Here is a 25,673-nt window from a genome sequence, read left to right on the forward strand (position 1 = left end):
ACTGTTAACTGTTAACAGTTAACTGTCAACCGTCAACCATCAAGCATTATTACTGCAACGTTCCCCGCTTCATTTGTTCGCTTTCGATAGCTTCAAATAAGGCGCGAAAGTTACCTTCCCCAAAACCTTGGGCTTGGGAACGACGTTCAATAAATTCTAAGAAAAAAGTTGGTTCTGCAAATATGGGTTGGGTGAAAATTTGCAATAGTACCCCATTTTGATTATCCTTTCGCCAGTCTACCAAAATTTCTTGTTGAGCGATCGCCTCTAATTCTGCTGATGATAGAGGAATCTCTAGACGCTGTTTGAGTTGTGTGTAATAAGTTTGGGGAACTGAAAGCAGTGGTAAACCACGGTTACGAAATTGGGCGATCGCATCTACAATATTTTGTGTTTGCAAGGCGATATGCTGAATGCCTGCTCCTCGATTAAAGTTGAGAAATTCTTGTATTTGCGAATTGCTGGATGCTGGCTCGTTAATTGGCAATTGTACACTACCATCACGAGAAACCATAACTTGGCTATGCAAGGCAGAGCGATCGGTTTGAATCTTAAAAGCCTGTCGGGGTTGCAAATCGAGAATTTTTTCATACCAAGCCACAGCCGCTTCTAACTCACCTACGGCGACATTTAAGACTATATGGTCTATGGCGGTAATAAAATTAGGTGATGAAGTTATCTGGTTATCGGAATTTAATTTTTCAATTAACGTATGAGTTAAGCCACCCCAAGCGGCTATTTTGCCACACTGGCGAGAGATATTACCAATTTGACGTTCTCCTATAGGTTGTAGGATTGTAGCACCATGAGCCTGGGCATGAGCGATCGCTACCTCTACATCTTCTACCGCAAACGCCACATCTGACACTCCAGGCGGATGTTGACGCAGAAATTCAGCCACAGGACTAGTAGATAATAATGGAGAAGACAGCAAAAAGCAGACATCTCCACTTTGCACCACCTCCGTACAAGTATGTAGAGAACCGATATTACTACTTACTCCGGTAAAACCCAGATAGTTGAGGAACCAATCTCGCCACACCTTGGCATCTTCGACATAGAAATGAACATGATCAATTTTCATAAATCTTGAAAATCCAGCACCACAGCTTATCTAACTGTAAATTTTGTCTTTTTAGCCAGATTTTCGCTTCCCGCCTAAGCAAGAATTATATAAACGCATAAGAGCTACTTTAATTCCAGAAAAACCAGTAACCCCACCGACAACTATATTCTGCATTATTTTATTTACATTTCTTTACACATTACATAATACTCAATTACGGGTGGAAAGAGGGTGTAGAGACGAAACAAAAGGGATGAGCCTGATGGGAAGAAATGCGATCGCTGATATTAGGATGAGTATTTGATCGCTGTCAATCATATAACTTGCACATCTTTGCGTGTTGACCTTTGATAGTTAACAAACTATACAAGTGACTAGGTAATTTAAAAGCGTCATTTCTTAAACGAGCAATATTACTTAAGAATTAATGAAGCGATCGCTCAATTAACAATGACTATCTTGCTAGATATTTCCATCAATTTTATCTAGATAAATAGCAAGCTAGAGCATAAAATGAACAGTGGGAAAAGGTAAAGTTTATTTGCAAGTAATTCCCAACTTTTATAGTGGGTGCTAATCTAGTAATTGAAGCTACAGATAAAGCTTCCCTGGCAGATGTAACAGCTAGTGTGTACAACAAGATAAAGAGGTAAAAACGCTGTTTAATTTAAGGTCTGTCTCGTTTAAAACCGACAACACCCAACACGAAAGTTGATATTTCCTCATATATCCTAAAATGGGGGCGCTGTAATCTATTACTGTTACTTAAATGTAATTGTAAATGGTGATTATATCCCTGAATAGAATAAACAAGGAGAGGAAATTCTAACAACTAGTAGATGTTTGGGTGTTGTTGCGTTATAAGATAGATCGGCGTGAACATTTATCAATGAAAATCAGCTTGGTTTAGCAAAAATGGTCAGCAAAACCGGCCCTAATAAATAATGATGATTCACACACAATAACCCCGTAGATGAGCCAAGAACTTCACGTTGGTGGGGGCTATAGAATCTAATTCCCTGAGAAGATATTGGCAATATTTCTGGTAATTTTTCCCTTGTGGTGGTAAAGTCCACCAAATAGAAACGTCCACCAGGAGAAAGCACCCGCGACACCTCTTGCAGCACCTTTTCCGGTTCACGATAATGCAAGAAACTGATGGTGTTGAACACAGCATCAAATTGACCATCACCGAAAGGAAGAGACTCTGCTTTACCTTCCAGAAAAATTAACCGAGGATGATGACGATTACTGAGCCTTGCTTGGCGTAACATATTAGAAGATAAATCTAAACCTGTACCTCGCAGTTCAGGAAATTTATTAGCGAGGCGTTCTAATAAGCGCCCGGTTCCACAACCTAAATCAAGTATGTTGGCTGGCTGCGATAAATCGACAAATTCCAGCAACCGCTTGTGAATGGCTTGGTAAAAAATCGAGGGAAATAGCCAGTCATAACTATTAGCCCAACGGTCAAAAATAAACTTTTTGTTCTTGAGGAAATCATTAGTCATCATTTTATTGTGCAGTATTGATGCTTAAGCTAGGTTGAAAGAATTTTGCTCTGCATTTAACAATATAGCAATCCAATTTAATGATTGAAACTATTAGTATCTGTAGTGTAAGTATCGCCAATCATATTAGATTTTTTGTGAGAAATTCCCACCCTATCTATAGTTCAACAATCAAATATTCATCCTATGCCTAGACTAGCATTTAGCCACACATTTATGGAAGGTATGGTAATCAATCTTCCGTAATCCTAGTATTGGCAGGTGTAGTTAAGAATATTCTCAGATATATAAGTTAACTCTGCTGGGAATTAAAACACGAATAATTGCTGCATAAAAACAGATACTCCAACCGTATTTACTTATAGAGGTTCAAAATCAACAACAGAGGTGAATTATTATGACAGTCTTTTTACAAACTTACTCTCACAAAGACTTACTATATCCTATCCGCCAATGGTTAGGAGGAATCGAAATTCATAACTCTAAACTAGCTCATCTGTTATGCAAACTTATCCCTGCTCAATGTCCATTTGAAAGAGACGTGAACCTATTTGGCCGTATATTGTTTCATATCCCGCCAATGTGTAAGTTAAATCCTTTATATGAGGAAGTTGTGGGCTTACGTTTCAAAGCCTTGTGTTACCTAGCTGATGAATGTGGAGAAGATATCACAGTTTATTGCTAGGCAAAAGAAGCTAAGATTGAGAGATGAGAGGCTAGAGATAAGATGTTGTACTTCTCACACAAGACACTGCTCAACGCCCTACTACCGCTAACAGTATTTATTACTGTGCAAACTTACGGTTGTTACTTAAGCAAAAGTATAATAAGCTAGCCTAGAACTAATTAGATGCCCATATTATTGGTGTCATTATTGGCTGTTACAGCATATTAGCCATAACAAGACTATATGCGACGACCTACGGTCGGTCGAAGACCATCGCCTAAATGCCTACAGTATCGGTATCTTACAATTGTTACCTTACCTTTTTACTTTTGCTCGATCATGACGCACATCTTACTGGTTGAAGATGAAGTCAAACTAGCACGATTTCTGGAATTGGAACTAAACTATCAAGGGTATCAGGTTAGTGTCGCCTACGATGGATTAACTGCAATGATTGCAGCCCGGCAATTGCAGCTAGATTTGATAATTTTAGATGGGAAAATTCCTGGTTTATCGGCGTGGGAAATTTGCCACCGCTTGGGGAATAGTGCCAAAAATATACCGATAATATTGTTAACGGCTAAAGATGAAGTCACCTCTCGCATTGCTGGTTTAGATGCTAGTACTGCCGATTATGTAGTCAAACCCTTTAATATTGAGGAATTATTAGCTAAAGTCTGCACTCATTTACGAAAAACGCAACAAGCAGATGCAGCCGATAAGTAGGGAGGAAGTTAAAGAGACTTAATTGCTTGATAACGTCCAAGGGCAATTAAAGGAAAGTACTGTTGATAGTAGTGATACTTCAAGTAAAAGTGACAAGGGAAGCCTGTTCCGGTAAAGTATGCCTCAAACCAACTACCGTCTGGTTGTTGTGTGGATACCAGATGATTAATTCCCCGTTCAATAGCATCATGAGCAAAATTACCAGTGGCTTCACCAGCTGCTATCAACCCAATTAACGCCCAGGCTGTTTGGGATGGTGTACTGTCACCTTGACCTTTCAGGCTGGGGTCGTTGTAGCTAAAGCAAGTTTCACCCCAACCGCCATCGGGGTTTTGACAACCAACTAACCAAGTAGCACCCTGTTGAATATGGCGTTGATATTTTTGCGGATTGATTAAAGCTAAGGCGGAGAGAACACCGCTAGTTCCATAAATGTAATTTACACCCCAACGCCCAAACCAACAGCCTTCTGCTTCCTGTTCATTTAACAGATAGGTCAGCGCCCGTTCCAGATTGTGGGAATCGATAGATAAATTACAAGCACCCAACATTTCGATTACCCTGGCGGTAACATCTGCTGTGTTGGGGTCAATCATGGCCTTTAAGTCGCCATAGGGTACGGAATTGAGCCAATCCTGGTCATTATCAAGATCAAAAGCTGCCCAGCCGCCGGGTTTGCATTGCATTGATGCTACCCATTGCAGGGCGCGATCGCACGCCTTCTGCTTTAATTGTTCATTAGGGAGTTTAGCGGCGTGGAGTGCCATAACGACAACAGCCGTATCATCCACATCTGGGTAAAAGCGATTCTCAAACTCAAACGCCCAAGCCCCTGGCTTACCTTGGCGATTTTTGACATTCCAGTCACCATAGTCAAGAATTTGCTTTTGTAATAGCCATTCTCCCGCCTTGACTATAGCCGGATGGTCTGGTGCTATACCAGAGTCAATCAACGCCCGGATAACCCAAGCTGTATCCCACACAGGTGACACACAAGGCTGGACTCGATAACAATCTACTGTTTCGATGGCAAAGTTATCAAGGGCTTGTAAACCTCGTTCTACAATTGGGTCGTTGGTGTCATAACCCAAAGAGCGCAAAGCCAGCATGGAATTTAACATAGCGGGAATGATTCCCCCCCAGTCGCCTGTGGCTTCTTGGCGTTCTATAATCCACTTCTCGGCGGCTTTGATACCTTCTTCTCGAAAGGGAATAAAATTGAAACTTTCTGCCAGCTTGAAGCCTTCATCTAAAGTGAGGAATAAATCAGTCCAGTCACCACTGCGGGGTAATTCATAGCGGACATTCTCCACACCTTCCGCGTATAACTCATCCAGGGTAATAGTTGGGTTGACTTGGTAGACAGGTTTTTGGTCAAAGACAATCAACAGTGGGACAGTGCTGGAACGCGCCCAACTGGACATTTCGTAAATATTCACAGGGAACTGATTGGGTAACAGCATCACCCAAGCTGGGAGAGAAGGAAGACCACGCCAGTTGTAGCAGCCGATGAGTGCGAGGTGAAACTTGGTAAAAATGCGGGTTTTGCTGATACCACCACGCTGGAGAATAAAATCTCGCGCCTGAATCATGGCGGGGTCGGTTGCAGGTACACCAAGCAACTTCAGCGCCATGTACGCCTCAACCGATGTACTGAGTTCGCCCCCATCCCCATAAAATAATTCCCAACCGCCATGCTGCTTTTGTTGCGATCGCAGATAAGCTTCTACTTTATGTAGAGGTCGAGTTTTATCTGTTCCCCAAATTTTGTGGAGTAAGACAACTTCAGCCGTGATGGTGACGTTCGATTCCAACTCCGCCCACCAGTAACCAGCCGGATTTTGTAGTGATAGCAGATATTTTTGACTAGCTGCGATCGCCTCTGCAATAGAATTGACTTGTACCCTGTCTTGTGTTCGCATCAAATACTACAAAAAATTTTTACCACACTCAGCAAATATTGTATTGTGTTTGAGGCTAATCAATTCAAAATTCAAAAATAATTAGTCCCCATAGTATTGAAGCGGTAACAAACAGATGGGTGCGTTCTTTTTAGGGTTAATATTGTTATCTTTGGTCATTTGGTTGGGATTACTATTTTTTTGGGGACAGTTTTGGCGATTAGACCAGAGATTAGAAGGTGAAGAGATTCCGTTACAATCTTTACCGAAAATTTGTGCGGTTATCCCTGCACGTAACGAAGCTGAGTTCATACCGATTAGCTTGCGATCGCTCCTTCTTCAAGATTATCCTGGAGACTTACACATCTTTTTAGTTGATGACCAAAGTACAGATGGTACAGCCGCTTTTGCTGAAGGGGTAGCCCACGCTGTAGACAAAGCCCAACAATTACACATTGTTTCTGGCGAATCCTTACCCCCCGCTTGGTCTGGTAAACTCTGGGCAGTTGAACAAGGTATTCAAAAAGCCAAAACCCTTGCACCAGATTATTTTTTTCTCACCGATGCAGACATTGAACATGATGTCAGCAACCTGCGGCGATTAGTCGCCAAAGCCCTACAAGAAGATTTAGACCTGGCATCTGTAATGGTAAAACTCAGGTGTGAAAGCTTTTGGGAAAAATTATTAATTCCCGCCTTCGTCTTTTTCTTTCAAAAACTCTACCCCTTTCGCTGGGTAAATAACCCCAAAAACAAAATGGCGGCTGCTGCTGGTGGGTCTATTTTAATTCGTCGAGAAGTCCTAGAACAAATTGGTGGTATTCAAGTCATTCGCCAGGCCTTAATTGATGACTGCACCCTCGCACAAGTCGTCAAGTCTGGTAGGCTAGGAGACAAATTAAACAATGCTATTGCCAGAAAAATCTGGCTAGGCCTAAGTTCATCAACTCGCAGTCTACGACCATATGAATCTTTGCAAACAATTTGGGCTATGGTAGCGCGGACTGCATACACTCAGTTAAATTATTCCCCCTGGTTACTTTTGGGAACTGTTGTAGGGATGACGTTGATTTATTTGCTCCCACCTGTAGCTACTATTATCGGTGTATTGATGGGAGATTGGAGAATTACGCTGACAGGTTTAGGCGTATGGTTGCTGATGTCCTTGGCTTATTTACCCACGATTCGCTTTTATAAACGTTCTCCCTTATTAGCCTTTAGTTTACCAGCGATCGCCTTTCTCTATACCCTCATGACCATTGACTCTGCATTCCGTCATTGGCAAGGGCGCGGTGGTGCGTGGAAAGGTAGAGTATACCCAGGCTAGTATCGCAAGGCGGAATTCAAAATACCCTACGGGAAGCTAAAGCTACAAAATTCAAAATGAATACAGCATAAGGGTTTTGTTGATTTGCAACGCGTAGATTATTGCGAATTGCGTTGGCGTTAGTGTGGTTTTACCCAAAAGTTGCCAAGAACCAAGATATGCTTCAAACCTATGATTCGAGTTTAAAAAACCTGAAATTTAGCTACAGCAAGTAATCTAGCTCAAAAAATTGCACACAGGGCGATCGCTAATCATTGATTTTGAATTGTGATTGCAATGTCAAGTGAGGTAGTCAAAAATGCTCAAATACCTGCTCCTACACAGTGAATCCGCCGAAATGGCAAAGCATCAGTCAAGGAATTACTCCGTTCTAAATTTGTAGCCGTTAAGAGTCTAATTTCGCCCATTTGCCAAGTTTTTGTTGTTGAGTCAAGATATTCAAATTTAATCGCAGTCACTTCAAATTGATGATCACCATTACCTGAATCCCACTGGACACGAATAGAGGGATTTCGCACCTCTGTACCACCATACTGAGTAATATGTTCGATTAGCAAACTATAGACACACTCCTGATTGTCATCAATATAATTGCCATTCTTCTGAATAACCGCCTGTAGATATTCTCGACCAATACCCTCAGCACTAGGTAATGGTAATATGATCGGGCCAGGTAGCTTACTTTTGTAGGATACTAGGTTGAAAAGTGTCCCAACCCCCACAATTGCCGCTAATCCACCTGTAACAATCGCCCCTGTTTTCAGGAAAATAGAGAGCCATTTTTTCAATGATTGCAGCATGAATTTATAGCGTTTGTTGATTGGCTTAACAGCATGAAATTACGTTAACTCTTGGTCACGTTATGGTTCAAAAGTTGGTCATGCTGGAGGTAAAATCACAGTTAGCCTTGCCGAAGGCTATTGCGAATTGATTTAATTTGGTTCTACAACCGCACCCATAAACAAGATATTTTTGCTTTGATTATCACGAATTGCATAGAAAAAGGGACGGTCAACAATCATTTTAAATGGCTGTTGTGGCTCTCTCAAAGATGTCGCTACCATGCCTACAGAAGTTGCTGCACTAGCTTCTGTACCTTCTTCATTCACCTCAATCACAGTTTTATGTCTCACTTGGCTAATAGTTAAATTGTCGCCGATACCAGAAAAGTTGGCTTTATTACTAAAAGCTTCTGCCATGCCTAAAGACTTCAGGGCATCATTCAGGGTAATATCATAGTCTGTTTGAAAGCGCGGTAACCGAATAGAGCCTTCACGGTTTCTAAACTGAGGCATCCATTTTTCCCAGTTCTCTGCATTTAAGTTTTGAGAAAAGGCTTTGAGGTTAGAGTTTTTTGTGGGCAAAAAGATATACAGACTCACCTTGCCATCTTGACCATAAGGTAAACTTACAGACTGAAATTGTGGGGTTTCATAATATCTATATTCACCCGTTTGTGACATCATCGGGTGTTGTTTCTGCTGACCAGATGCAGTGTAAAAGGTCTGTGGTGTTGTTTGAGATTTGTCGAAGGCGTTACTCCATTTGCCATTAAAATATATGGCGTTGATAAGAAATAGCGCCTGATTTGGTTCAATATTATCGACAATTTTGTCAATTTTACCTTTGGTATTTTCCTGTACCCAGGAATTAATTGTATTTACAGCCGTGACATTTTGAAAGTCTAAATTGGTCACCTTAGCTTGATAGAAATCGCGGGTGGTTTGCACAAAATCGGGACGCAAACTAACATCCTGATTAACCCACAGGGAGTTAGCTATAGTCAGTTGGACATTTTCACCAGGATTTTGTAGCAGCTTGTTTAATGAAGCGTAACCAGAGTTGAGTTCTGGTAGACTGATACCCTGTAACTCTAGGGTTTTGGCCATTGCTTTTTGCGTAGAGCCGCTAGCGCCATTGTAGGTCATAGCTAGGGCGATCGCTACACTCGTGGGCGACACAGAAATATTTTTGGCGTTACCATCTTGTTTGGCAATTTCCGAAAACAGCTTAAAGCCAAACTTATTATTAGCATCGACAATTTTAGTATCAGGCACTACTGTTTTTTTTTGCAATGAAGATTCTGCTGGAGATACCCCAGTCTGGGCTAGCGCACTTGTGTCAGGATTAACTTGAGAACAACCTAGTACACTGAATAGAACTACGCTAGCTGCTGCCAGAACATAACGTCTTCCCAGACTAACAGCGTAACGTCTTTGTAAAAAACTGTCTTTCACACCACTGAACTTCTGCCGATTCATGTTACTACCTCGTGTGCCAAAGTTTTTAGCTATCTACCAAACTTGACGTTAATGCCGTATTGCTTATTTACTATTGCATTAACATACCTGAAACACTCGACGGTTACAGTTTTAGTAACAGTAACTTTGGCAAGAAAGGTAAATATAACTATTGCAAAAATTCCCTCAATATGAATCAGTATATTGATTTTACAGTCTCTAATATCGGTGGTTTATCTTAAGGCTGAATATTTGTATTTTAGACTACTAAATTTCGGTTTTCCCACAGTAGCCCTAGAATCATTTATGGTAAACAAATTTGCCAACTTCTCAAATAAGTCGGTAATTCAATCTGGCAATTTTCAAACCAATAAGTCTCAAGGGTGAAATTCCCAACTTTTAAATTAATTCGGGACTGTCCACCAAGCTAAGGCATAGGGCTGAGTGGCTTCATTAAGCTGCTTCTGGAACTGGACACGGATTTTGTAGTTTCCATGAGCAGGAACAGGGCAGAAAATATGTTCTACACTATCAACTTCACTAATAGAAGAACAAGCAACACCAGAATCTATATTATTGGTATCAGCTTTTACTAGATAAAGATCGAGGTTATTCAGCTTGCGATCGCGGAAATTTTCACCTACATCAAATTGCTGATTTTTATTAGTATCATTTAATTCTACCAAACGGTTCCAACTAAGAGTAATAGCTACAAAACTATCTTTCTTGAGTGGTCTTGTTAACGCATAATCAACAGACTTGCCTATATCTACTTGTCGATAATCCCAACCAATCCCTGGAACTGGTGCTGTTGGTTGCCATTGACCAGCGCTAAATTGCTGATAAGCACGAAACGCATTTAAATGACCCGTTCCCATTTGGGCATTTAAAGGAATTTTGGGGTCTTGGTAGGCATCAGAAGCTAGCCAGTCTTGGCTTTGTTTATCAATAAGTGTGCGAGTCATGCCCAAGCGTAAACCATCACCACTATCTTGAATCTTTTCGGCTGAATTGAGTAGTACTGCTTTCATCACTTGCTGACGGCGGCTATCAATGCTCCAGTTTGGTTTTTTGGTGCGTAGCTGTCTATCACCAAATTCTTGTAGTAAAGCCACCGTAGCGGTGAGATGAGGTGCAGCAAAACTTGTCCCTGTGACCTTGTTCAACTTGCCATCAGGATTGAGCAAGTTAATATTACTACCAGGCGCTACTATACTAACGGCGCGACGGCCATCTATATTAAATTCCTTACCAGCCAGACGACCGCTAACACCTTGGTTAACGCCTGCTAGGTTAGAAACGTCAACTTTATTGAAAATTCCCTCTCTTCGGGATGAAAAAGCCACGTTTATTCCGTTAAAATTGTCTGTAGGGATAGGAATACCACCTTTACCCTGATTGCCTGCGATCGCATACACGACATCATGAACACGACTCGACCAGTCAACACACAAAGTCAGTAAAGCATTCCCATCTAAAACAGCCTCTGGTCGAGGGTCACGGTTAAGAGGTTCACCAAAGCTAAAGTTAATAGCACGGACATCACCACCATTTTGTGATGCTATGTGCTGGGCCGATAAACACTCTTCTGGTTGACCCATATTTTTTGTAGAACCTACCGCCGACGAATATAATTTCGCTGCCGGCGCAACCCCAGGTAAACCTTTGTCCCTACTGACCATTACACCAGCCACATTATAAGCATGGGGGTCAACACCGTTATTCGATTTAGCTGGGCCATTGCGTAAAAAAACAGCCGCCAGTGAAACAGCACGATTTTTAGACACAGCCTTATCCCAACCAAACATCCCCGGACGACCGATTTCCACCTGACCGATAGCAATCTTTCTACCAAGCAAATTATAAGGAGGTTGGTGTAACTTCAAAGCATCAATACCGTTAGTTCCCAATGAACTTTGTAAAGCCGCAGCCAACACAGGCACACTTAAACAGGAAGCACTTAATCCGCAAATTATCCAAGTTAGTTTTTTCATAGTTATTAGTAAGTTGTCAGTTGTCAGTTGCCAATAGTTTTTTACTCCCTTGCCTCCTGTCTCCTACCCCTGCCTTTTTCTAAAATTCTCAATATTTTGTTACAGTATTTTGTTACAATGCTTACAGACGAGGACGCTTAAAAACCCACCAGCCATGACCCAAAACCGATCTGAAAAACCCATAGTAATCTCTCCATCTATCCTATCAGCCGACTTTAGCCGCTTAGGTGACGAAATTCGCGCTGTAGATGCAGCTGGAGCCGATTGGATTCATGTTGATGTAATGGACGGTCGTTTTGTACCTAATATTACGATAGGTCCTCTGGTAGTGGAGGCGATTCGTCCAGTTACAAAGAAACCTCTGGATGTCCACTTGATGATAGTGGAGCCAGAAAAGTATGTAGAAGATTTTGCTAAAGCAGGCGCTGACATCATTTCTGTTCATTGTGAACATAACGCTTCACCACATCTGCACCGCACCCTGGGACAAATCAAAGAATTAGGTAAACAAGCAGGTGTCGTACTCAATCCTGGTACACCTTTAGAACTAATCGAATATGTTCTAGAACTGTGCGACCTCATACTAATTATGAGTGTTAACCCCGGCTTTGGTGGTCAAAGCTTTATTCCTGGGGTAGTACCCAAAATCCGCCAGTTGCGTCAAATGTGTGACGAACGCGGTTTAGACCCTTGGATTGAAGTAGACGGCGGGCTAAAAGCTAACAATACTTGGCAAGTTTTAGAAGCAGGCGCGAATGCAATTGTGGCCGGTTCTGCTGTATTTAATGCTAAGGATTATGCAGAGGCGATTACTAATATTCGCAACAGCAAGCGTCCTACACCAGAATTGGCGAAGGTCTAGGCTGACTGAATAGATAGAGAATAATCATAAAGTTAAGGGTGATAGTTCATTTATCACCCTTAACTTTATGATATTTGCGGGAAAATATTAGACTTGAAGTGCCAAACGCTAATAACCCCAAGGTGGTTATAGGTTCAGGAATATCAACTCAGTTTAGTAATGCTTAGTGCTATTACATCAATCAAAAAGATTATTGAATGAACTATTTTAATCATACTGTTTCTTCAAATGATAGAGACGCAGAGTTTTACGTCTCTACCTAGCTAGTCTGTTACTGGCTTACTTCGCTACTAGCTGATTAACTGGTGCAACACCAGCCAAGTCCAGAATTTTGGGAATCAAATCTTCCCGCTTGACTGCCATCATGTGGACACCATGACACAATTGCCGCGCTGTTTGTACTTGTTCGGCAGCAATTTTTACACCTTCTTCTAGCGGGTCTTTGGCTTTGGCTAATCTATCAATAATGTGTTCTGGTATATTTACACCGGGAACGCACCTATTAATAAATTGGGCATTTTTTGCGGATTTCAACAGAAAAATTCCAGCCAAAATTGGTTTTTTATGGGTTGAAGCTATCTTATCCATAAACTTTTCTAGTTTTTCAAAATCAGTGATTAATTGACTTTGAAAAAACTGCGCCCCTGCTTCGATTTTGCGTTCAAAGCGACTTTGCAAACCAGACCAACTCGCACATTGGGGGTCTACGGCTGCACCGACAAATAAATCGGTTGCGCCATCGGTCAAGGGTTTATCGTTGCAATCAACACCTTGATTCATTTTCCGAATTAGTTGCAATAGTCGTACTGCTTCCAAATCAAAGACGGCTTTGGCTTCAGGATGATCGCCTGCTTTTACTGGGTCGCCAGTCAAAGCTAAAATATTACGAATACCCAAGGCGTGAGCGCCCATGAGGTCGGCTTGTAATGCAATACGGTTGCGATCGCGGCAAGCCATCTGACAAATTGGTTCAATACCCTGTTGCAACAAAATTGCCGATGCTACCAATGAAGACATCCGCAACACCGCACGGCTACCATCGGTAATATTGACAGCATGAACTCTCCCCTTAAGAGTCGCCGCCATTTCAATCATATGAGTGGGATTTCCCCCTTTCGGTGGTGCTACCTCGGCGGTAACTAAAAATTCCCCCGCTTGCGCGGCTTTACTGAAATAATTCAAAGCAGTATAGCTATGGTTATCGTCCATAACGTGATTATGTTTGTTCTTTTTAAGGGTATAACGAATTACACCTGAAAGAACAAGGGAGTGGGAAGTCCAGCCTACAAAATACCTAGCCCCAATTAAGTCATGTCAGTCGCTCAAGAATTAGAACCAGCAGCAGATATAATATTTCCGCCAGGAGACATTGAAAGCCACGAGCCTTGATAACATTGATTATCGCTCTTTTATGACTCTGATGAAAGAAAAAAATATAGGTTGGGTTGAACCTTAGTGAAACCCAACAAAACCAAGGATTTTTCGTGTTGGGTTGAGGAACGAAACCCAACCTTGTATATTGAGGGAAGTAATAGAAGAGCGTTATACTAAGCAATCACCTGCGTTCGGCCGTAGACCATCACGCCCTAGATTGATCAATTCTAATTAAGTTACTTCACTTAGATGAACGCGATCGCGCTTTCTTTAGTAGTTGACTATATCTGCAATATTGTTAAACAATTCAGATATAATAATAAGTTTGTCTATTGCTTTTGTTTTTTAGAATATGTCTAAGACTTACACCGTTGAGATTCTCCACCAAGGTAAAACCCACACTTTACAGGTTCCTGAAGATAAAACTATTTTATCAGTTGCAGATGAACAAGGGTTAGATTTACCTAGTTCTTGCCATGCTGGTGTTTGTACAACTTGCGCTGGTCAAATTATTACCGGAACTGTAGATCAAAGTGATGGTATGGGGGTTAGCCCAGAACTACAACAACAAGGTTACGCATTGCTTTGTGTAGCCTATCCTCGTTCCGATTTGAAAATTGAAACCGAAAAAGAAGATACTGTTTATCAAATGCAATTCGGTAAGTAAGATAAATAGCTTGATGTCGGTAATTGGTAATTTTTTGTTGTCAGTAATTTGTGGGTCAATCCCAATTACTGATATTTATCATTACCAATTACTATCCATGATCCACAATATACATAAAATCAGTATTTCACTAAGGCTGAAATCGGTTATTCTAGAAGCTACAAATCAACCGGATTGACAGCGATGACAACCCATTTTATTAGTGCAGAAATTGACATCCAAGAAACACCAACAGAATTACAAGCAGCCATTGAGGCAGAGTTGAAAAAGCAAGGTGAACCTCTCCGTTGGGCGATTACTGCTGTAGATGATGAACGGCAAAAGGCGACAGTAGAAGCTGTGGTGACTACAGTTAGTGCCAAGTAGTGACTTCCAAGTGCTGAGTATTGATCAATACTGGGGGTTAACCCATCTATCCGCAATAATTTTGAAGCTACATTAACTCAGCACTGAATATGAATCGTCCTTACACTGCTATCTTGATTGTACCTACTGGTGTTGGTGCAGCGATTGGGGGATATGCGGGGGATGCTTTACCTGTTGCTAGATTAATAGCACAGGTTTGCGATCGCCTGATAACTCACCCCAACGTCCTTAATGGTGCTAGTTTATACTGGAACATCCCCAACTCTTTCTATGTGGAAGGTTATGGGCTTGATAAATTTGCTGCCGGATGTTGGGGACTAAGGCCTGTACGCAATAACAAAATTGGTTTACTTTTAGACCAGGGTATTGAGCCAGATTTAAGACTACGACACTTACAAGCAGCCGATGCAGCGCGGGCGACTTTGGGTTTAACTATCACAGATCATGTAATTACTGATGCGCCCTTGAACGTAGAATTACGGACTGCACCATCAGGCGCAAGTTGGGGGACAATTGGCAACCCCGATAGTTTATTACGAGCTGCCGAAATATTAATTAACAAAAGTGGGGCAGAAGCGATCGCAATTGTTGCCCGTTTCCCTGATGATATGGATGAGGTAGCAGCGCAAAATTACCGTCACGGTCAAGGTGTAGACCCCATTGCCGGGGCAGAAGCAGTCATTAGCCATTTAGTAGTTAGAAACTTTCAGATTCCTTGCGCCCATTCCCCCGCTTTAGCACCAGAACCCCCATATCCAGACTTATCACCCCGTTCTGCGGCAGAAGAACTAGGTTATACTTTCTTACCGAGCGTACTCGTAGGTTTAAGCCGCGCACCACAATTTATATTAGAGAAAGAGTCAAGCCAATCTCACCTAGAAGACATTTGGGCAGAGCAAGTGGATGCTATTATCATGCCAGCAACAGCCTGCGGTAGCAGCGCCTTACTCAGCCTAAGTCAAAAGCAATGCCAAATTATCACTGTAGAGGAAAATCAAACTCAAATTCAAGTCACTGCCCAAGCCTTAGGAATTAAATCCATACAAGTAAAATCTTATTTGGAAGCAGTCGGCTTAATAGTAGCCCACAAAGCAGGCATTAATCCAAAGTCCCTTTGTCATTAGTCAGTTGTCAATAGTCCATAGTCCATAGTCCATCTTCTTCCCCCAATCCCCATTACCCCTTATCCCCAGAGGGGGCCCCACCTTCCCCAATCCCCAATCTTCAATCCCTACTCCCCTAAAACTCCCGTGGTTGAACAACAAAAACAAGAACCAGAAATTCCATACTTAACACGTACCCAAGTGCTAGTGGCGATGGGTGTAACTGCCGTCTTGTTGTGGACAATTGCTAAGTTATGGTTGCGCTTTGGGAACTTTTTGTTATTTGAATGGCATTGGTACCCAAGAGATTTTTTGCTGGGGCTTGGTGTAGGGTTAATTATTACTATTTTAAGTGGGCTAGCTTATAGCTTCTGGAAGGCATACCGCAGAAGCGCCGACTATTACTTAGAATTAGTGCTGAAACCCTTAGCTTGGCCGGACTTAATTTGGTTGGGGTTACTACCAGGACTAAGTGAAGAATTGTTATTTCGCGGTGTTATGTTACCCGCTTTAGGCTTAGACCATTTTGCCGTTATTGGTTCTAGTTTATGCTTTGGTATTCTGCACCTGAGTGGTTCCCAACAATGGCCTTACGTCATTTGGGCAACCATTGTTGGGGTAATACTGGGGTATAGCGCCTTGTGGACTGGTAACTTGCTAGTGCCAATTGTGGCTCATATCATGACCAATTTGGTTTCTAGTTGTTTGTGGAAACTGCGCCAGTCGTAGAACACAACACTTCCGTTAAATTAGCTAGGACTTACGCATACAGGTTGTCTGTTGAGACCGGGTGTAAGGATGTAAGGGTGTAAGGGTTTCAAGCATTTATACCCCTACACCCCCATACCCCTATACCCTTCTCCAAACCCTTGATCTTTCGTTTTTATGCGTAAGTCCTATTAGTTTGAGTCGCCAGAGCGATCGCCTGTGGTAATATACGGTGTTCCTGAATCTGAATCCTGGCGTGGAGTGTCTCTGCTGTGTCATCGGGTAATATTGGCACGGCCGCCTGCATCAAAATCGGCCCGCTATCCACTTCTAAAGAAACCAAATGCACCGTGCAGCCTGTAATTTTCACCTGAGCCTCTAAAGCTTGTTCTACAGCATGAATACCCTTAAAGCTAGGTAACAAACTAGGGTGAATATTAATAATCCTCCGGGGAAAGGCATCAATTAAAACCGATGTCACCACACGCATCCAACCAGCTAAAATTATCCATTCCACATCATATTGGCGTAGAGTTTCCACAATTTTTTGATCAAGAATTTCCCGATTTTTGTATTCGCGGTGGTTTAACAAAACCGTTTTTATTCCTCTGTTAGCTGCTCTAGTTGCTGCCTTAGCGGTGGGATTATTGTAAATTAAAACTTGGATTTGGGCATTGAGTTGCTGGTCTTCAATAGCTTGAGCAACTGCCTCAAAATTGCTACCACTACCAGAAGCCATCACCCCCAGTTTCACAGGAGCGCCATGAGAAAATTGATATGTATTAATGCTGGGAGAAACAAGGCTAAAGGTAGAATCAGGGCGGAGGGTCATAAACAATTCAAAATTAGGGGCTGGGGACTGGGGACTGGGGGCTGGGAAAGAATATACACTCAGCACTTTCAAGTTAATTACTCATGAGAAAATTTCTTTTACCTACACCCTTACACCCATTTTCAAGACAGTTGAGAGGAAAATTATAATGCCGAAAATATCCACTAAGTCATGGTTAGACAATGATACATTCGCCGCTTGGGCTTTTCTCGCCCCGGCTGTAATTTTGTTGGGTTTATTTGTCCTGTGGCCTATTGCCTATTTGTTTTATCTAAGTTTTACTGCTGGCAGTTTCACTTCCACAGGTACATATTGGGTAGGTTTCAAGAATTACTGGCGATTGTTACTTAACCCTGATTTTTGGCAAGTTATTGGTAACACCGTTTATTTTACGGTAGCTTCTGTAATCCCCAGCTTAGTGATTCCTTTGGGGCTAGCAGTTTTATTGAACCGTTCTATGGCCTTGCGGGGGGTGCTACGTAGTGCATATTTTCTACCATCAATTATTTCTCTGGTTGCTGCTGGGTTAGGCTTTCGTTGGTTGTTTCAAACCTCTGGCCCGGTAAACGCATTTTTAAATATATTTGGCATCCCAGCAATTTCTTGGTTAGGCGATACCTTTTGGGCAATGCCTGTACTAATCATTTTAAGCATTTGGAAACAACTAGGGTTTAATATGGTGGTGTTCTTGGCAGGGTTGCAAGCCATTCCCCCCAGTCGCTACGAAGCCGCAGAATTAGATGGTGCCAATGGTTGGCGACAGTTTTGGCATATCACCCTACCAGGATTAAGACCCACTTTAATCTTTGCCACTGTCACCACGGCTATTTTTACATTGCGGAGTTTTGAGCAAGTTTATGTAATGACTGGTGGAGGCCCTTTAAATACAACTAACTTACTGGTTTACTACATCTATCAGGAAGCTTTCGGACAATTTGATTTTGGTTACGCCGCCGCCGCCGCAACGGTACTATTAGCTATGGCTTTGGTTCTTGTGTATTTGCAATTGCGTACTTGGGAAGAGGAAGCATAAGTTGGGTAATGGGTAATGGATGATTGGTAATTGGTAATTGGAGTATTTTATAGTCCATAACCTCTGATTTCCTAGAAAATGTAGTAAATTTTACGTCTACAGTCAGATACAAATGATAAATTTTTCAGGCTACGATGTTTTCCTAATAAAACTTTTATCTTTGAATATTAAGTATTTGTGATTAATCAACCATCTGAAAGTTTGATAAATACTCACTTAGAGCAAAATATCAACCAGGGGTATAAATTTAGCTGGTTTGATTGGTTTTGTTTGTGGTATCCCCCTGGCTGGTTGATTTTATTTAACCGTCACTGGCAACATTATCATCAAGACCCAGATGGATGGAATTGGTTAGAATATGTACTATTTTTAATTCCTGGTGGATTTTATTTAGCATTGTTGAGTAGATGGTTGCGTCTGGGTTGTCGTTCTCCCAGAACAGAGACTGAGGAATTTAACCCAAATTATCAACAAGCTTTTCGGGAAGAGATTTTAGCCCCAATTGTGCAGCATTATTTCCGTAGTGAATTGCATCAAGTTGAGAATTTACCATCAACAGGCCCGATGATTGTGGCGATGAATCATGCAGGAATGTGTTTTCCTTGGGATTTTATTAGTTTGGGTTATTTATTAGGTCAAACAAAAGGTTGGATAGCCCAACCAATAGCAGAGGGTTCATTATTTGAACATCCTTGGATGGTGTGGTGGCTACCTCCCAAATGGTCGCAGGTTTTGGGTGCAGTCCGGGCTGATTTGAGTGATTTTGAGGCAGCCGTAGCACAAGATAAAATTCTGTTATATGCACCAGAAGGAATACGGGGGCCTCGTAAAGGCTGGCGACAACGTTACCAACTACAGAAATTTGATTTAAGTTTTGTACAGTTGAGCGATCGCTATCATATCCCCATTCTCCCGGTTATCTGTATCGGTAGCGAATCTTTACATCCTTGGACTATTAATTTAAAAAAATTACGCAAATTGTTTAAATTACCATTTTTACCACTATCACCTTTAATATTTGCTTTAATTGTCTTCCCTTCAATGGGTGTTTGGGCAATGAGAACTCGCTTACATTACTTTTTTGAGCCTGTGGAAACATTAAATGACAAGGTATTTGATTGTGATTCTAGTCAGGAACGTAAGTTAGTTTATCAACGTACTAAAGAATTTCAACAACGATTACAATTTCGCGTGAATCAATTATTGAATAAAAATTTGGGTGTTGAGGAATAGTTATTCGGGCAATTCTATACATTTACGCAAGAATACTGTGGCTGACCTTAACTATAAAGAATAGATTATTTAAAGTAGAAATACTTGCTTGCCAAAGCAATAAATTAACTTAGATATACTGAATTACCTATACATGGAGATGATATCAATTCCATAGATATTGGCAATAGAATCAGTAGGTTTGTCCTATCTTAACAACTAATTTCCGATACATGATACCAATTCAAAATTAAGAAAGCCAGATTTAACGAGGATTTGGGGTTGTGTATCTGTTGCATTCTTTTTTTAAGTTGGTATGAAGTATACTTTCACCCAATCCTAGCAGACATCATTCTCCCAATATAGGCAAAGCTACTAACTGACTCTTGAAATATACATATATGAGTATTTGTAGATTGGCAAATACTTAAATTTGTCTGCACAATTACAGCCTACACCAACAAGAATAAAGTCGGACTCCTATAGTTGCCATTTAGTCAACAAATATCTGTGTTGGCTCAAATTTTTATTGTCCTCATAGCATCTAACCACCAAAATTATGGCTAACACCGCACCTCTACTGAACAATACAGGTAATCTCACATTATTTTCTATTATCGAAGACCTAATTCCTACTACCAACGTTGGCACTCTAGTTTCTGATATTATTGGCAACGCTATCAGTGACCCAGATGCTAGTGCGTTAAAAGGCATCGCTGTTACCTTTGTCGATAACAGTAACGGTACTTGGGAATATACCCTGAATAATGGAACTAGCTGGACTACCTTTGGAACACCATCTTTAACCGCAGCACGGTTACTACCGTCAAATGCCAATACTAAAATCCGCTTTCACCCCAATGCTAACTTTAGCGGTACTGCCGATATTAACTTCTACGCTTGGGATCAAACAACAGGTACATCGGGTAGCACAGCAAATATTTTGGCTGGTAAAGGTGGAACAACTGCCTTCAGTACAAACTATGAAGGAGCCTCTATTACCGTTACCCCTGTTAACGACACAGCACCAACCCTTAACGCTGGGAGTCCCACTCTACCAACTATTAATGAGGATGCACCCCTTATCAGTAACAAGGGTAGCTTACTTGCTGACCTAGTAAGAGGCTTAATTAGCGACAGTGACCCAGACTACCAAGGAATTGCAGTCACCGGAGCAGATAACAACAACGGTAGTTGGCAATATTCTCTTGATGGCGGTGTCAATTGGCTCAATTTTGGTAATGCTTCTGATAACTCAGCTACATTACTACTTCCTAGTATCAGACTCTATGATGGCTCGTTAGGTAGTTTACCCACTTCCCAAGGTTGGCTCAAGTTTGGCGCTTCGCCTCCTGTTTTTCCGTTGTTCCCCGTGGGTGGTACTCAGTCTCTAATTACTGGTGGAATTCAATTAAACAGTTCGTCAATTGGGTCATCTGGCTACAGTAATTACAATAGTTACGCCCCAATTCTATTTAACCAGGCTTTTCCTGAGCTTGATCCTGTGAAAGGCTTCACTATTAGTTTTGATGTGAAAATTAACGGTGAAACTCACACCAGTGATGATAATGGTGATGGCATTCAAGACCGTGCGGGATTTAGTGTCATTGTTGTCACTAGTGACAAAACCAAAGCAATTGAACTAGGCTTCTGGACAGATGAAATTTGGGCGCAGACAGCTAGTCCATTGTTTACTCATAGCACCACAGAACGAGCATTTAGAAACACAACCACAGCAGTCACCCGTTATCATCTGGTAGTTGAAAATAACACTTACAAGCTGTTTGCTCCAGATTCATCTACGCCTATTTTAAGTGGGAATCTCCGTGATTACAGCGCATTCAACCACTCCACTGCTGCACCTTCCCCAATCACTTCTTTACCTTTTGACCCTTACGAAACACCCAATTTCCTTTTCCTCGGTGACAATACAACCTCTGCTCAAGCTTCTAGCAACCTTACACAGGTGGAACTGCAAACAAATACTAGAGTCAGGTTTGTCCCCAATGCTGACTACAATGGCCAAGCTAATCTGACCTTCCGTGCTTGGGATGGTTCCAATGGAGTAGCTGGTGGCACTACAGGAGTAAACGCTGCGGTTAATGGCAATGCCACAGCCTTTAGTAGTAATACTCTAACTGCCAGCATCACAGTTAGCCCCATCAACAATCCTATCCAAGGTACAACAGGACTAGACAAACTCTACGGCACAGCCAACGAAGATATCATTAACGGCAACGAAGGTAACGACTACCTATTTGGACGAGCGGGTAACGATACCTTAGATGGTGGCGAAGGTAACGATTACCTATTTGGTGGCACAGGCAACGACACCTTAGATGGTGGCGAAGGTTCAGACCTCCTCTACGGCAACGAAGATAACGACATCATTAATGGTGGAGTAGGCAACGACAACCTCGATGGCGGCACAGGTGATGACATCTTAAGGGGTGGTACAGGTAACGATATCTACACAGTAGATACTGTAGGTGATGTAATCGAAGAAAACCCCAATGAAGGCACAGATAAAGTCAACTCTTACATCAGTTGGACATTGGGAGCTAACTTAGAAAATCTTACCCTCTTGGGTAACACTATCATTGATGGCACAGGCAATGAACTAGATAATCACATTATTGGTAACAATGCCGTCAATCGCTTAGAAGGCGGTGACGGCAATGACTGGTTAATCGGTAAAGATGGTAACGATATCCTGATTGGCGGTAATGGTAATGACCGACTCAATGGCGAGACTGGTGAGGATACATTAGAAGGTGGTTTAGGTAACGACGTTTATGAAATTGATAGTGTAGGCGACGTAATTATTGAAGCCGCAGATGCAGGAATAGATACAGTCATCTCATCGGTAGATTGGACTTTAGGGGTGAATCTGGAAAACTTGACTTTGGTGGGTAATCAAGCCACATTAGGCATAGGCAATGATCTGGATAACCGCATTACTGGTAATAATGCTGATAATGTCTTGTTTGGTGAAGCTGGTAATGACATCCTGAATGGTGGTGCTGGTAACGATGAGTTGTTTGGTAGTGATGGTAATGACATCCTGAATGGCGGTGCTGGCAACGATGAGTTGTTTGGTAGTGATGGTAATGACATCCTGAATGGTGGTGCTGGCAACGATGAGTTGTTTGGTGGTGCTGGTAATGACATCCTGAATGGTGGTACTGGTGCTGATTCCTTCAGTTTTGGTAATCCGGGTAATCCCTTCAACAATAGTGATTTTGGTATAGATACTGTTGCTGATTTTGCAGTTGGTGTGGATGACATTAAGTTAGATAAGGTCAGCTTCTCCGCTCTAACTAGTGTGGTTGGCAATGGTTTTAGTGTAGGTGGTGAGTTTGCCAGTGTCAGTAACGATACATTGGCGGCAATTAGCAATGGGTTGATTGTTTACAGTTTAGGTAGTGGTCGCTTGTTCTATAACCAAAATGGTAGTGCTGATGGTTTGGGTTCTGGCGCTCACTTTGCTACACTCTCCGGCGCTCCCACTCTCACTGCTAATAATTTCGTGATTTTTTAGTCTGGTAATTGAGTCAATTAACGTGCGCCTCCTTTGGAGACTCAGGTTAGATGAAGTCAGTGTTTGTCAGAATCCTCTATTGTTGCTGATTACCAAAGGAGGAGTTAACAAACTTCCTAATTTTGGCGAATTTCTCTATTCACACTCGCGTTTTGTGACATAGTGACGGTAGCGAAACATAGCTTCCAGTTGTGCTTGTATTAGCCAACCGCCGATAAATTCTATTGTCTCGCCACCAGGCATAACGTAGGAAACATCATCAATCAGCTTGGTTTTACCATTTTCTGGCTGAAATTGATGGCGATGTATCCAAGATTCAAAAGGCCCGGATATTTGGGTATCGGTAAACAAGCGATATTTGTCGCACTCAGTGTGACGGGCTAACCAAGTTAACGGTACAGGGCCTAGAAATAATTTAAATTCTGTGATTGCTCCTACTTCTAATCCTCCCTCTCGGCGAACGACTCGTACTGGTTGCCAAGGTGGAGTCAGCAGTTGCAAAATATCCGGTCTTTCATGGAATTTCCAAACTACTTCTGGTGGCGCATTAATGATTGAGGTATGTTGAAAGTGCAGCATGGAAAGAAAAACCTAATATTCAACCTTCATATTCTGTATCAATTTCGATGTCTAGGGTATCTTCATCAACCCGCACATATAAGATATTGGGGCGACAACAAACCTGACAATCTTCAATATAAGATTGCTGTCCACCAGCACTCAAGTCAATAAAGGTTAAGTTTGGTTCACCACAATAAGCACAGTAAAATTCAGCTGTATTTTGCATTAATTTATCAGTCGCTTGTCAGTTGTCAGTTGTCAGTTGTCAGTGGTTTTGGGACTTGGTTTAATTCCTTGCTTGTGAAGTTACATATTCTTACTACTAACTACCGACCACTGACAAACACTAATTTAATGGCTGTAGTTCTTTGTGAAAATGACTAGTTGCTTCAGCCAAATGCTTTAGTAGTGTAGACTGTGGCAAAGGCCCTTGCAAGTGGCTCCAAGGTAATATTTGCTCAGTTGACCAATCACTATGGACGTAAAATTCTAGGTCGGGGATTTGCCCTTTGAGTTGCTTAAATGCACGTTTGTAACTACCCAAGGAGTCGCCAAAGTCGCGGGTAAGTTCCAGAAGTTGAGAGATGCGGCGATCGCCTCTGGAGATCAAAGCCTGTATGATAGACCAATTATAGCTTTCTGGGCGAAAATCTATCCCTTGGGGTTTTAACTGTTTCTGCAAAGACTGTAACCGCTTTTCTGCTTGCTTATTGACCCCATACCATTGAAATGGTGTATGGGCTTTCGGCACGAAGGTACTACAACCCAATGTTAAACGCAGTCCTGGGGCAGCTTTTTTGATACTACGCATCATGGCCACCGTTGCGTCTAAATCTTCTGGTGTTTCTCCTGGTAGTCCCACCATGCCGTAGAGTTTCAAGGCTGTCAAACCGCCGGCTTTAGCATTGATGGCGGCTTGGATGATTTCGTCGTTGTGTAGCTTTTTGTTGATGATTTGGCGGACTTTTTCCGAACCACTTTCTACTGCAATAGTAAGCGATCGCGTGTCTCGTTTGGCTAAAGTTTTAGCTAACTGTTCTGTTACCGTATTCGTCCGCACCGAAGCGATACTCAGCCGGACATCTTCATACTTTGGCTGACTAATATAATCTAGCAACGTCTCAAATTCTGGATGCTGAGTTACAGATGCACCCAATAACCCCAACCGATTTGTCACTTGTAAACCTTTCTCAATCGCTGGAATTAAGGAGCCTTCCAAACTAGCAGTCCTAAAAGGTAAAGTTAGATAACTTGCCATACAGAAGCGGCACATTTCTGGACAACTCCGCACCACCTCCACCATGAAAATATTTTCCCAGGCGGCTTTTTCTGTGACTACAGTCGAAGCTGACAGGGTGTTTCCTCGATAAGTCTGCTTCTGCACTACTGGGGGAACTTCCAAGGAAATTGGCTTAATCGAACTTATACCCCCATCTACTGCTTCATACTCGACTACATACAAACTCGGAACATAAATTCCTGGTATTTGTGCAAGTGCTTGCAGTTGAGTTTGCCTAGAAGCATTCCTGACTTCTTTATAAGCCTCAATCAAATTACCCAGCAGATTTTCCCCATCACCCAGCAAAATTACATCAAAAAATTCGGCAAAAGGTTCGGGGTTCGCCGTGAGAACAGGGCCACCACCAAAAACTATGGGATGGGAATCATCACGCAAACTGGCGCGAATGGGAATTTGTAAAGATTCCAATAGATTTAAAATGTTGACATAATCCAACTCCCAAGAAATAGAAAAGCCGACAATTTCTGGTTCTCTAGGAAGTGGTTCGTAAGTATCAGTAAATAAACGACTCACCTGCACATCGCTACGCATTGCCAAAGTCGCCCATACTACCTGATAGCCCAAACTAGTGATACCCACCGTGTACTCATTGGGAAAAGCAAATATCAGTGGTATGGCGTTGGTTTCTGGTGTAGTAGGAGTAAATAACAGGCGTTCAGCGCTAAAGAAAGAAGATGTCACA

General features: G+C 42.0%; 22 protein-coding genes. 11 read left to right on the forward strand and 11 right to left on the reverse strand.

From position 1 onward, the window contains the following. Positions 1-49 precede the first annotated feature (49 nt). Together hppD and ACN222_RS03830 are read right to left on the reverse strand one after the other, a co-directional pair. Positions 50-1,084: a 4-hydroxyphenylpyruvate dioxygenase gene (hppD, locus tag ACN222_RS03825; RefSeq protein ID WP_010994945.1), complete on the reverse strand. Its 1,035-nt coding sequence runs from the start codon at positions 1,082-1,084 to the stop codon at positions 50-52. A gap of 878 nt (positions 1,085-1,962) precedes the next feature. Next, positions 1,963-2,577 carry a class I SAM-dependent methyltransferase gene (locus ACN222_RS03830; protein WP_044520721.1) on the reverse strand — a complete coding sequence of 205 codons (615 nt, stop codon included), beginning with the start codon at positions 2,575-2,577 and terminating at the stop codon, positions 1,963-1,965. Positions 2,578-2,974: 397 nt separating this feature from the next. On the opposite strand from ACN222_RS03830, the gene ACN222_RS03835 reads away from it, so the two are divergent. Next, positions 2,975-3,262 (forward strand): Mo-dependent nitrogenase C-terminal domain-containing protein, encoded by a 288-nt coding sequence (locus tag ACN222_RS03835; protein WP_010994947.1) that lies wholly within the window; start codon positions 2,975-2,977, stop codon positions 3,260-3,262. 321 nt (positions 3,263-3,583) lie between these two features. Next, positions 3,584-3,970 (forward strand): response regulator transcription factor, encoded by a 387-nt coding sequence (locus ACN222_RS03840; RefSeq protein WP_010994948.1) that lies wholly within the window; start codon positions 3,584-3,586, stop codon positions 3,968-3,970. 8 nt (positions 3,971-3,978) lie between these two features. Here the strand turns inward: ACN222_RS03840 and shc are convergent, their stop codons facing one another. After that, the gene (shc, locus tag ACN222_RS03845) at positions 3,979-5,892 is read right to left on the reverse strand and encodes a squalene--hopene cyclase (protein WP_010994949.1); all 1,914 of its coding nucleotides are present in this window, start codon (positions 5,890-5,892) and stop codon (positions 3,979-3,981) included. Positions 5,893-6,007: 115 nt separating this feature from the next. Between shc and ACN222_RS03850 the strand changes: the two genes are divergently transcribed. Continuing rightward, positions 6,008-7,198 carry a glycosyltransferase gene (locus ACN222_RS03850; protein ID WP_010994950.1) on the forward strand — a complete coding sequence of 397 codons (1,191 nt, stop codon included), beginning with the start codon at positions 6,008-6,010 and terminating at the stop codon, positions 7,196-7,198. Positions 7,199-7,500: 302 nt separating this feature from the next. Here ACN222_RS03850 and ACN222_RS03855 read toward each other — a convergent pair whose 3' ends face one another. The 3 genes from ACN222_RS03855 to ACN222_RS03865 all read right to left on the reverse strand — a co-directional run bounded on the left by ACN222_RS03855 (position 7,501) and on the right by ACN222_RS03865 (position 11,432). Then, positions 7,501-7,998 carry a hypothetical protein gene (locus ACN222_RS03855; protein ID WP_010994951.1) on the reverse strand — a complete coding sequence of 166 codons (498 nt, stop codon included), beginning with the start codon at positions 7,996-7,998 and terminating at the stop codon, positions 7,501-7,503. A gap of 132 nt (positions 7,999-8,130) precedes the next feature. Next, positions 8,131-9,459 carry a serpin family protein gene (locus tag ACN222_RS03860; protein ID WP_096637237.1) on the reverse strand — a complete coding sequence of 443 codons (1,329 nt, stop codon included), beginning with the start codon at positions 9,457-9,459 and terminating at the stop codon, positions 8,131-8,133. Positions 9,460-9,842: 383 nt separating this feature from the next. Next, complete coding sequence (locus ACN222_RS03865; RefSeq protein WP_044520723.1) at positions 9,843-11,432, reverse strand: S8 family serine peptidase; 1,590 nt, start codon at positions 11,430-11,432, stop codon at positions 9,843-9,845. 154 nt (positions 11,433-11,586) lie between these two features. On the opposite strand from ACN222_RS03865, the gene rpe reads away from it, so the two are divergent. Then, a complete protein-coding gene (gene rpe, locus ACN222_RS03870) occupies positions 11,587-12,294 on the forward strand; it encodes a ribulose-phosphate 3-epimerase (RefSeq protein ID WP_010994956.1) in 708 nt (235 codons plus the stop codon). A 279-nt stretch (positions 12,295-12,573) separates the two neighbouring features. On the opposite strand, the gene ACN222_RS03875 is transcribed toward rpe, so the two are convergent. Beyond that, complete coding sequence (locus ACN222_RS03875; protein ID WP_010994957.1) at positions 12,574-13,503, reverse strand: methylenetetrahydrofolate reductase; 930 nt, start codon at positions 13,501-13,503, stop codon at positions 12,574-12,576. A 517-nt stretch (positions 13,504-14,020) separates the two neighbouring features. On the opposite strand from ACN222_RS03875, the gene ACN222_RS03880 reads away from it, so the two are divergent. The 4 genes from ACN222_RS03880 to ACN222_RS03895 all read left to right on the forward strand — a co-directional run bounded on the left by ACN222_RS03880 (position 14,021) and on the right by ACN222_RS03895 (position 16,533). Beyond that, complete coding sequence (locus ACN222_RS03880) at positions 14,021-14,335, forward strand: 2Fe-2S iron-sulfur cluster-binding protein (RefSeq protein ID WP_010994958.1); 315 nt, start codon at positions 14,021-14,023, stop codon at positions 14,333-14,335. A gap of 183 nt (positions 14,336-14,518) precedes the next feature. Beyond that, on the forward strand, positions 14,519-14,701 hold the full coding sequence (locus tag ACN222_RS03885) for a hypothetical protein (protein ID WP_010994959.1): 183 nt from the start codon (positions 14,519-14,521) through the stop codon (positions 14,699-14,701). 89 nt (positions 14,702-14,790) lie between these two features. Further along, a complete protein-coding gene (locus tag ACN222_RS03890; protein WP_010994960.1) occupies positions 14,791-15,825 on the forward strand; it encodes a DUF3326 domain-containing protein in 1,035 nt (344 codons plus the stop codon). A 126-nt stretch (positions 15,826-15,951) separates the two neighbouring features. Then, positions 15,952-16,533: a CPBP family intramembrane glutamic endopeptidase gene (locus tag ACN222_RS03895; RefSeq protein WP_010994961.1), complete on the forward strand. Its 582-nt coding sequence runs from the start codon at positions 15,952-15,954 to the stop codon at positions 16,531-16,533. Positions 16,534-16,687: 154 nt separating this feature from the next. On the opposite strand, the gene purN is transcribed toward ACN222_RS03895, so the two are convergent. Continuing rightward, positions 16,688-17,344, reverse strand: a complete 657-nt coding sequence (purN, locus tag ACN222_RS03900; protein ID WP_044522749.1) for a phosphoribosylglycinamide formyltransferase — start codon at positions 17,342-17,344, stop codon at positions 16,688-16,690. Between the two features lie 148 nt (positions 17,345-17,492). On the opposite strand from purN, the gene ACN222_RS03905 reads away from it, so the two are divergent. The 3 genes from ACN222_RS03905 (at position 17,493) to ACN222_RS03915 (ending at position 23,130) form a co-directional block, all read left to right on the forward strand. Then, a complete protein-coding gene (locus ACN222_RS03905; protein ID WP_010994963.1) occupies positions 17,493-18,377 on the forward strand; it encodes a carbohydrate ABC transporter permease in 885 nt (294 codons plus the stop codon). A gap of 177 nt (positions 18,378-18,554) precedes the next feature. Further along, a complete protein-coding gene (locus ACN222_RS03910) occupies positions 18,555-19,610 on the forward strand; it encodes a lysophospholipid acyltransferase family protein (protein WP_010994964.1) in 1,056 nt (351 codons plus the stop codon). Between the two features lie 538 nt (positions 19,611-20,148). Further along, positions 20,149-23,130, forward strand: a complete 2,982-nt coding sequence (locus ACN222_RS03915) for a calcium-binding protein (protein WP_010994965.1) — start codon at positions 20,149-20,151, stop codon at positions 23,128-23,130. 135 nt (positions 23,131-23,265) lie between these two features. Here ACN222_RS03915 and ACN222_RS03920 read toward each other — a convergent pair whose 3' ends face one another. From ACN222_RS03920 to ACN222_RS03930, 3 genes are all read right to left on the reverse strand, one after another. After that, positions 23,266-23,709, reverse strand: a complete 444-nt coding sequence (locus ACN222_RS03920; RefSeq protein ID WP_010994966.1) for an SRPBCC family protein — start codon at positions 23,707-23,709, stop codon at positions 23,266-23,268. A 19-nt stretch (positions 23,710-23,728) separates the two neighbouring features. Further along, positions 23,729-23,917, reverse strand: coding sequence for a CPXCG motif-containing cysteine-rich protein (locus ACN222_RS03925; RefSeq protein ID WP_010994967.1), 189 nt, complete (start codon positions 23,915-23,917; stop codon positions 23,729-23,731). A 120-nt stretch (positions 23,918-24,037) separates the two neighbouring features. Next, complete coding sequence (locus tag ACN222_RS03930) at positions 24,038-25,672, reverse strand: B12-binding domain-containing radical SAM protein (RefSeq protein WP_010994968.1); 1,635 nt, start codon at positions 25,670-25,672, stop codon at positions 24,038-24,040. Position 25,673 lies beyond the last annotated feature (1 nt).

This window comes from Anabaena sp. FACHB-595 (genome assembly GCF_048568275.1).
In the GTDB taxonomy this organism is placed as follows: domain Bacteria; phylum Cyanobacteriota; class Cyanobacteriia; order Cyanobacteriales; family Nostocaceae; genus Trichormus.

Bases quoted from the DNA above. Each gene is read 5' to 3' on its own strand.
- ACN222_RS03840 (WP_010994948.1), top strand. From the start codon at position 3,584: ATGACGCACATCTTACTGGTTGAAGATGAAGTCAAACTAGCACGATTT.
- purN (WP_044522749.1), bottom strand. From the start codon at position 17,344: ATGACCCTCCGCCCTGATTCTACCTTTAGCCTTGTTTCTCCCAGCATT.
- ACN222_RS03885 (WP_010994959.1), top strand. From the start codon at position 14,519: ATGACAACCCATTTTATTAGTGCAGAAATTGACATCCAAGAAACACCA.
- ACN222_RS03855 (WP_010994951.1), bottom strand. From the start codon at position 7,998: ATGCTGCAATCATTGAAAAAATGGCTCTCTATTTTCCTGAAAACAGGG.
- ACN222_RS03860 (WP_096637237.1), bottom strand. From the start codon at position 9,459: ATGAATCGGCAGAAGTTCAGTGGTGTGAAAGACAGTTTTTTACAAAGA.
- ACN222_RS03905 (WP_010994963.1), top strand. From the start codon at position 17,493: ATGCCGAAAATATCCACTAAGTCATGGTTAGACAATGATACATTCGCC.
- ACN222_RS03875 (WP_010994957.1), bottom strand. From the start codon at position 13,503: ATGGACGATAACCATAGCTATACTGCTTTGAATTATTTCAGTAAAGCC.
- ACN222_RS03890 (WP_010994960.1), top strand. From the start codon at position 14,791: ATGAATCGTCCTTACACTGCTATCTTGATTGTACCTACTGGTGTTGGT.
- hppD (WP_010994945.1), bottom strand. From the start codon at position 1,084: ATGAAAATTGATCATGTTCATTTCTATGTCGAAGATGCCAAGGTGTGG.
- ACN222_RS03835 (WP_010994947.1), top strand. From the start codon at position 2,975: ATGACAGTCTTTTTACAAACTTACTCTCACAAAGACTTACTATATCCT.
- ACN222_RS03865 (WP_044520723.1), bottom strand. From the start codon at position 11,432: ATGAAAAAACTAACTTGGATAATTTGCGGATTAAGTGCTTCCTGTTTA.
- shc (WP_010994949.1), bottom strand. From the start codon at position 5,892: ATGCGAACACAAGACAGGGTACAAGTCAATTCTATTGCAGAGGCGATC.
- ACN222_RS03915 (WP_010994965.1), top strand. From the start codon at position 20,149: ATGGCTAACACCGCACCTCTACTGAACAATACAGGTAATCTCACATTA.
- ACN222_RS03880 (WP_010994958.1), top strand. From the start codon at position 14,021: ATGTCTAAGACTTACACCGTTGAGATTCTCCACCAAGGTAAAACCCAC.
- ACN222_RS03925 (WP_010994967.1), bottom strand. From the start codon at position 23,917: ATGCAAAATACAGCTGAATTTTACTGTGCTTATTGTGGTGAACCAAAC.
- rpe (WP_010994956.1), top strand. From the start codon at position 11,587: ATGACCCAAAACCGATCTGAAAAACCCATAGTAATCTCTCCATCTATC.
- ACN222_RS03830 (WP_044520721.1), bottom strand. From the start codon at position 2,577: ATGACTAATGATTTCCTCAAGAACAAAAAGTTTATTTTTGACCGTTGG.
- ACN222_RS03850 (WP_010994950.1), top strand. From the start codon at position 6,008: ATGGGTGCGTTCTTTTTAGGGTTAATATTGTTATCTTTGGTCATTTGG.
- ACN222_RS03920 (WP_010994966.1), bottom strand. From the start codon at position 23,709: ATGCTGCACTTTCAACATACCTCAATCATTAATGCGCCACCAGAAGTA.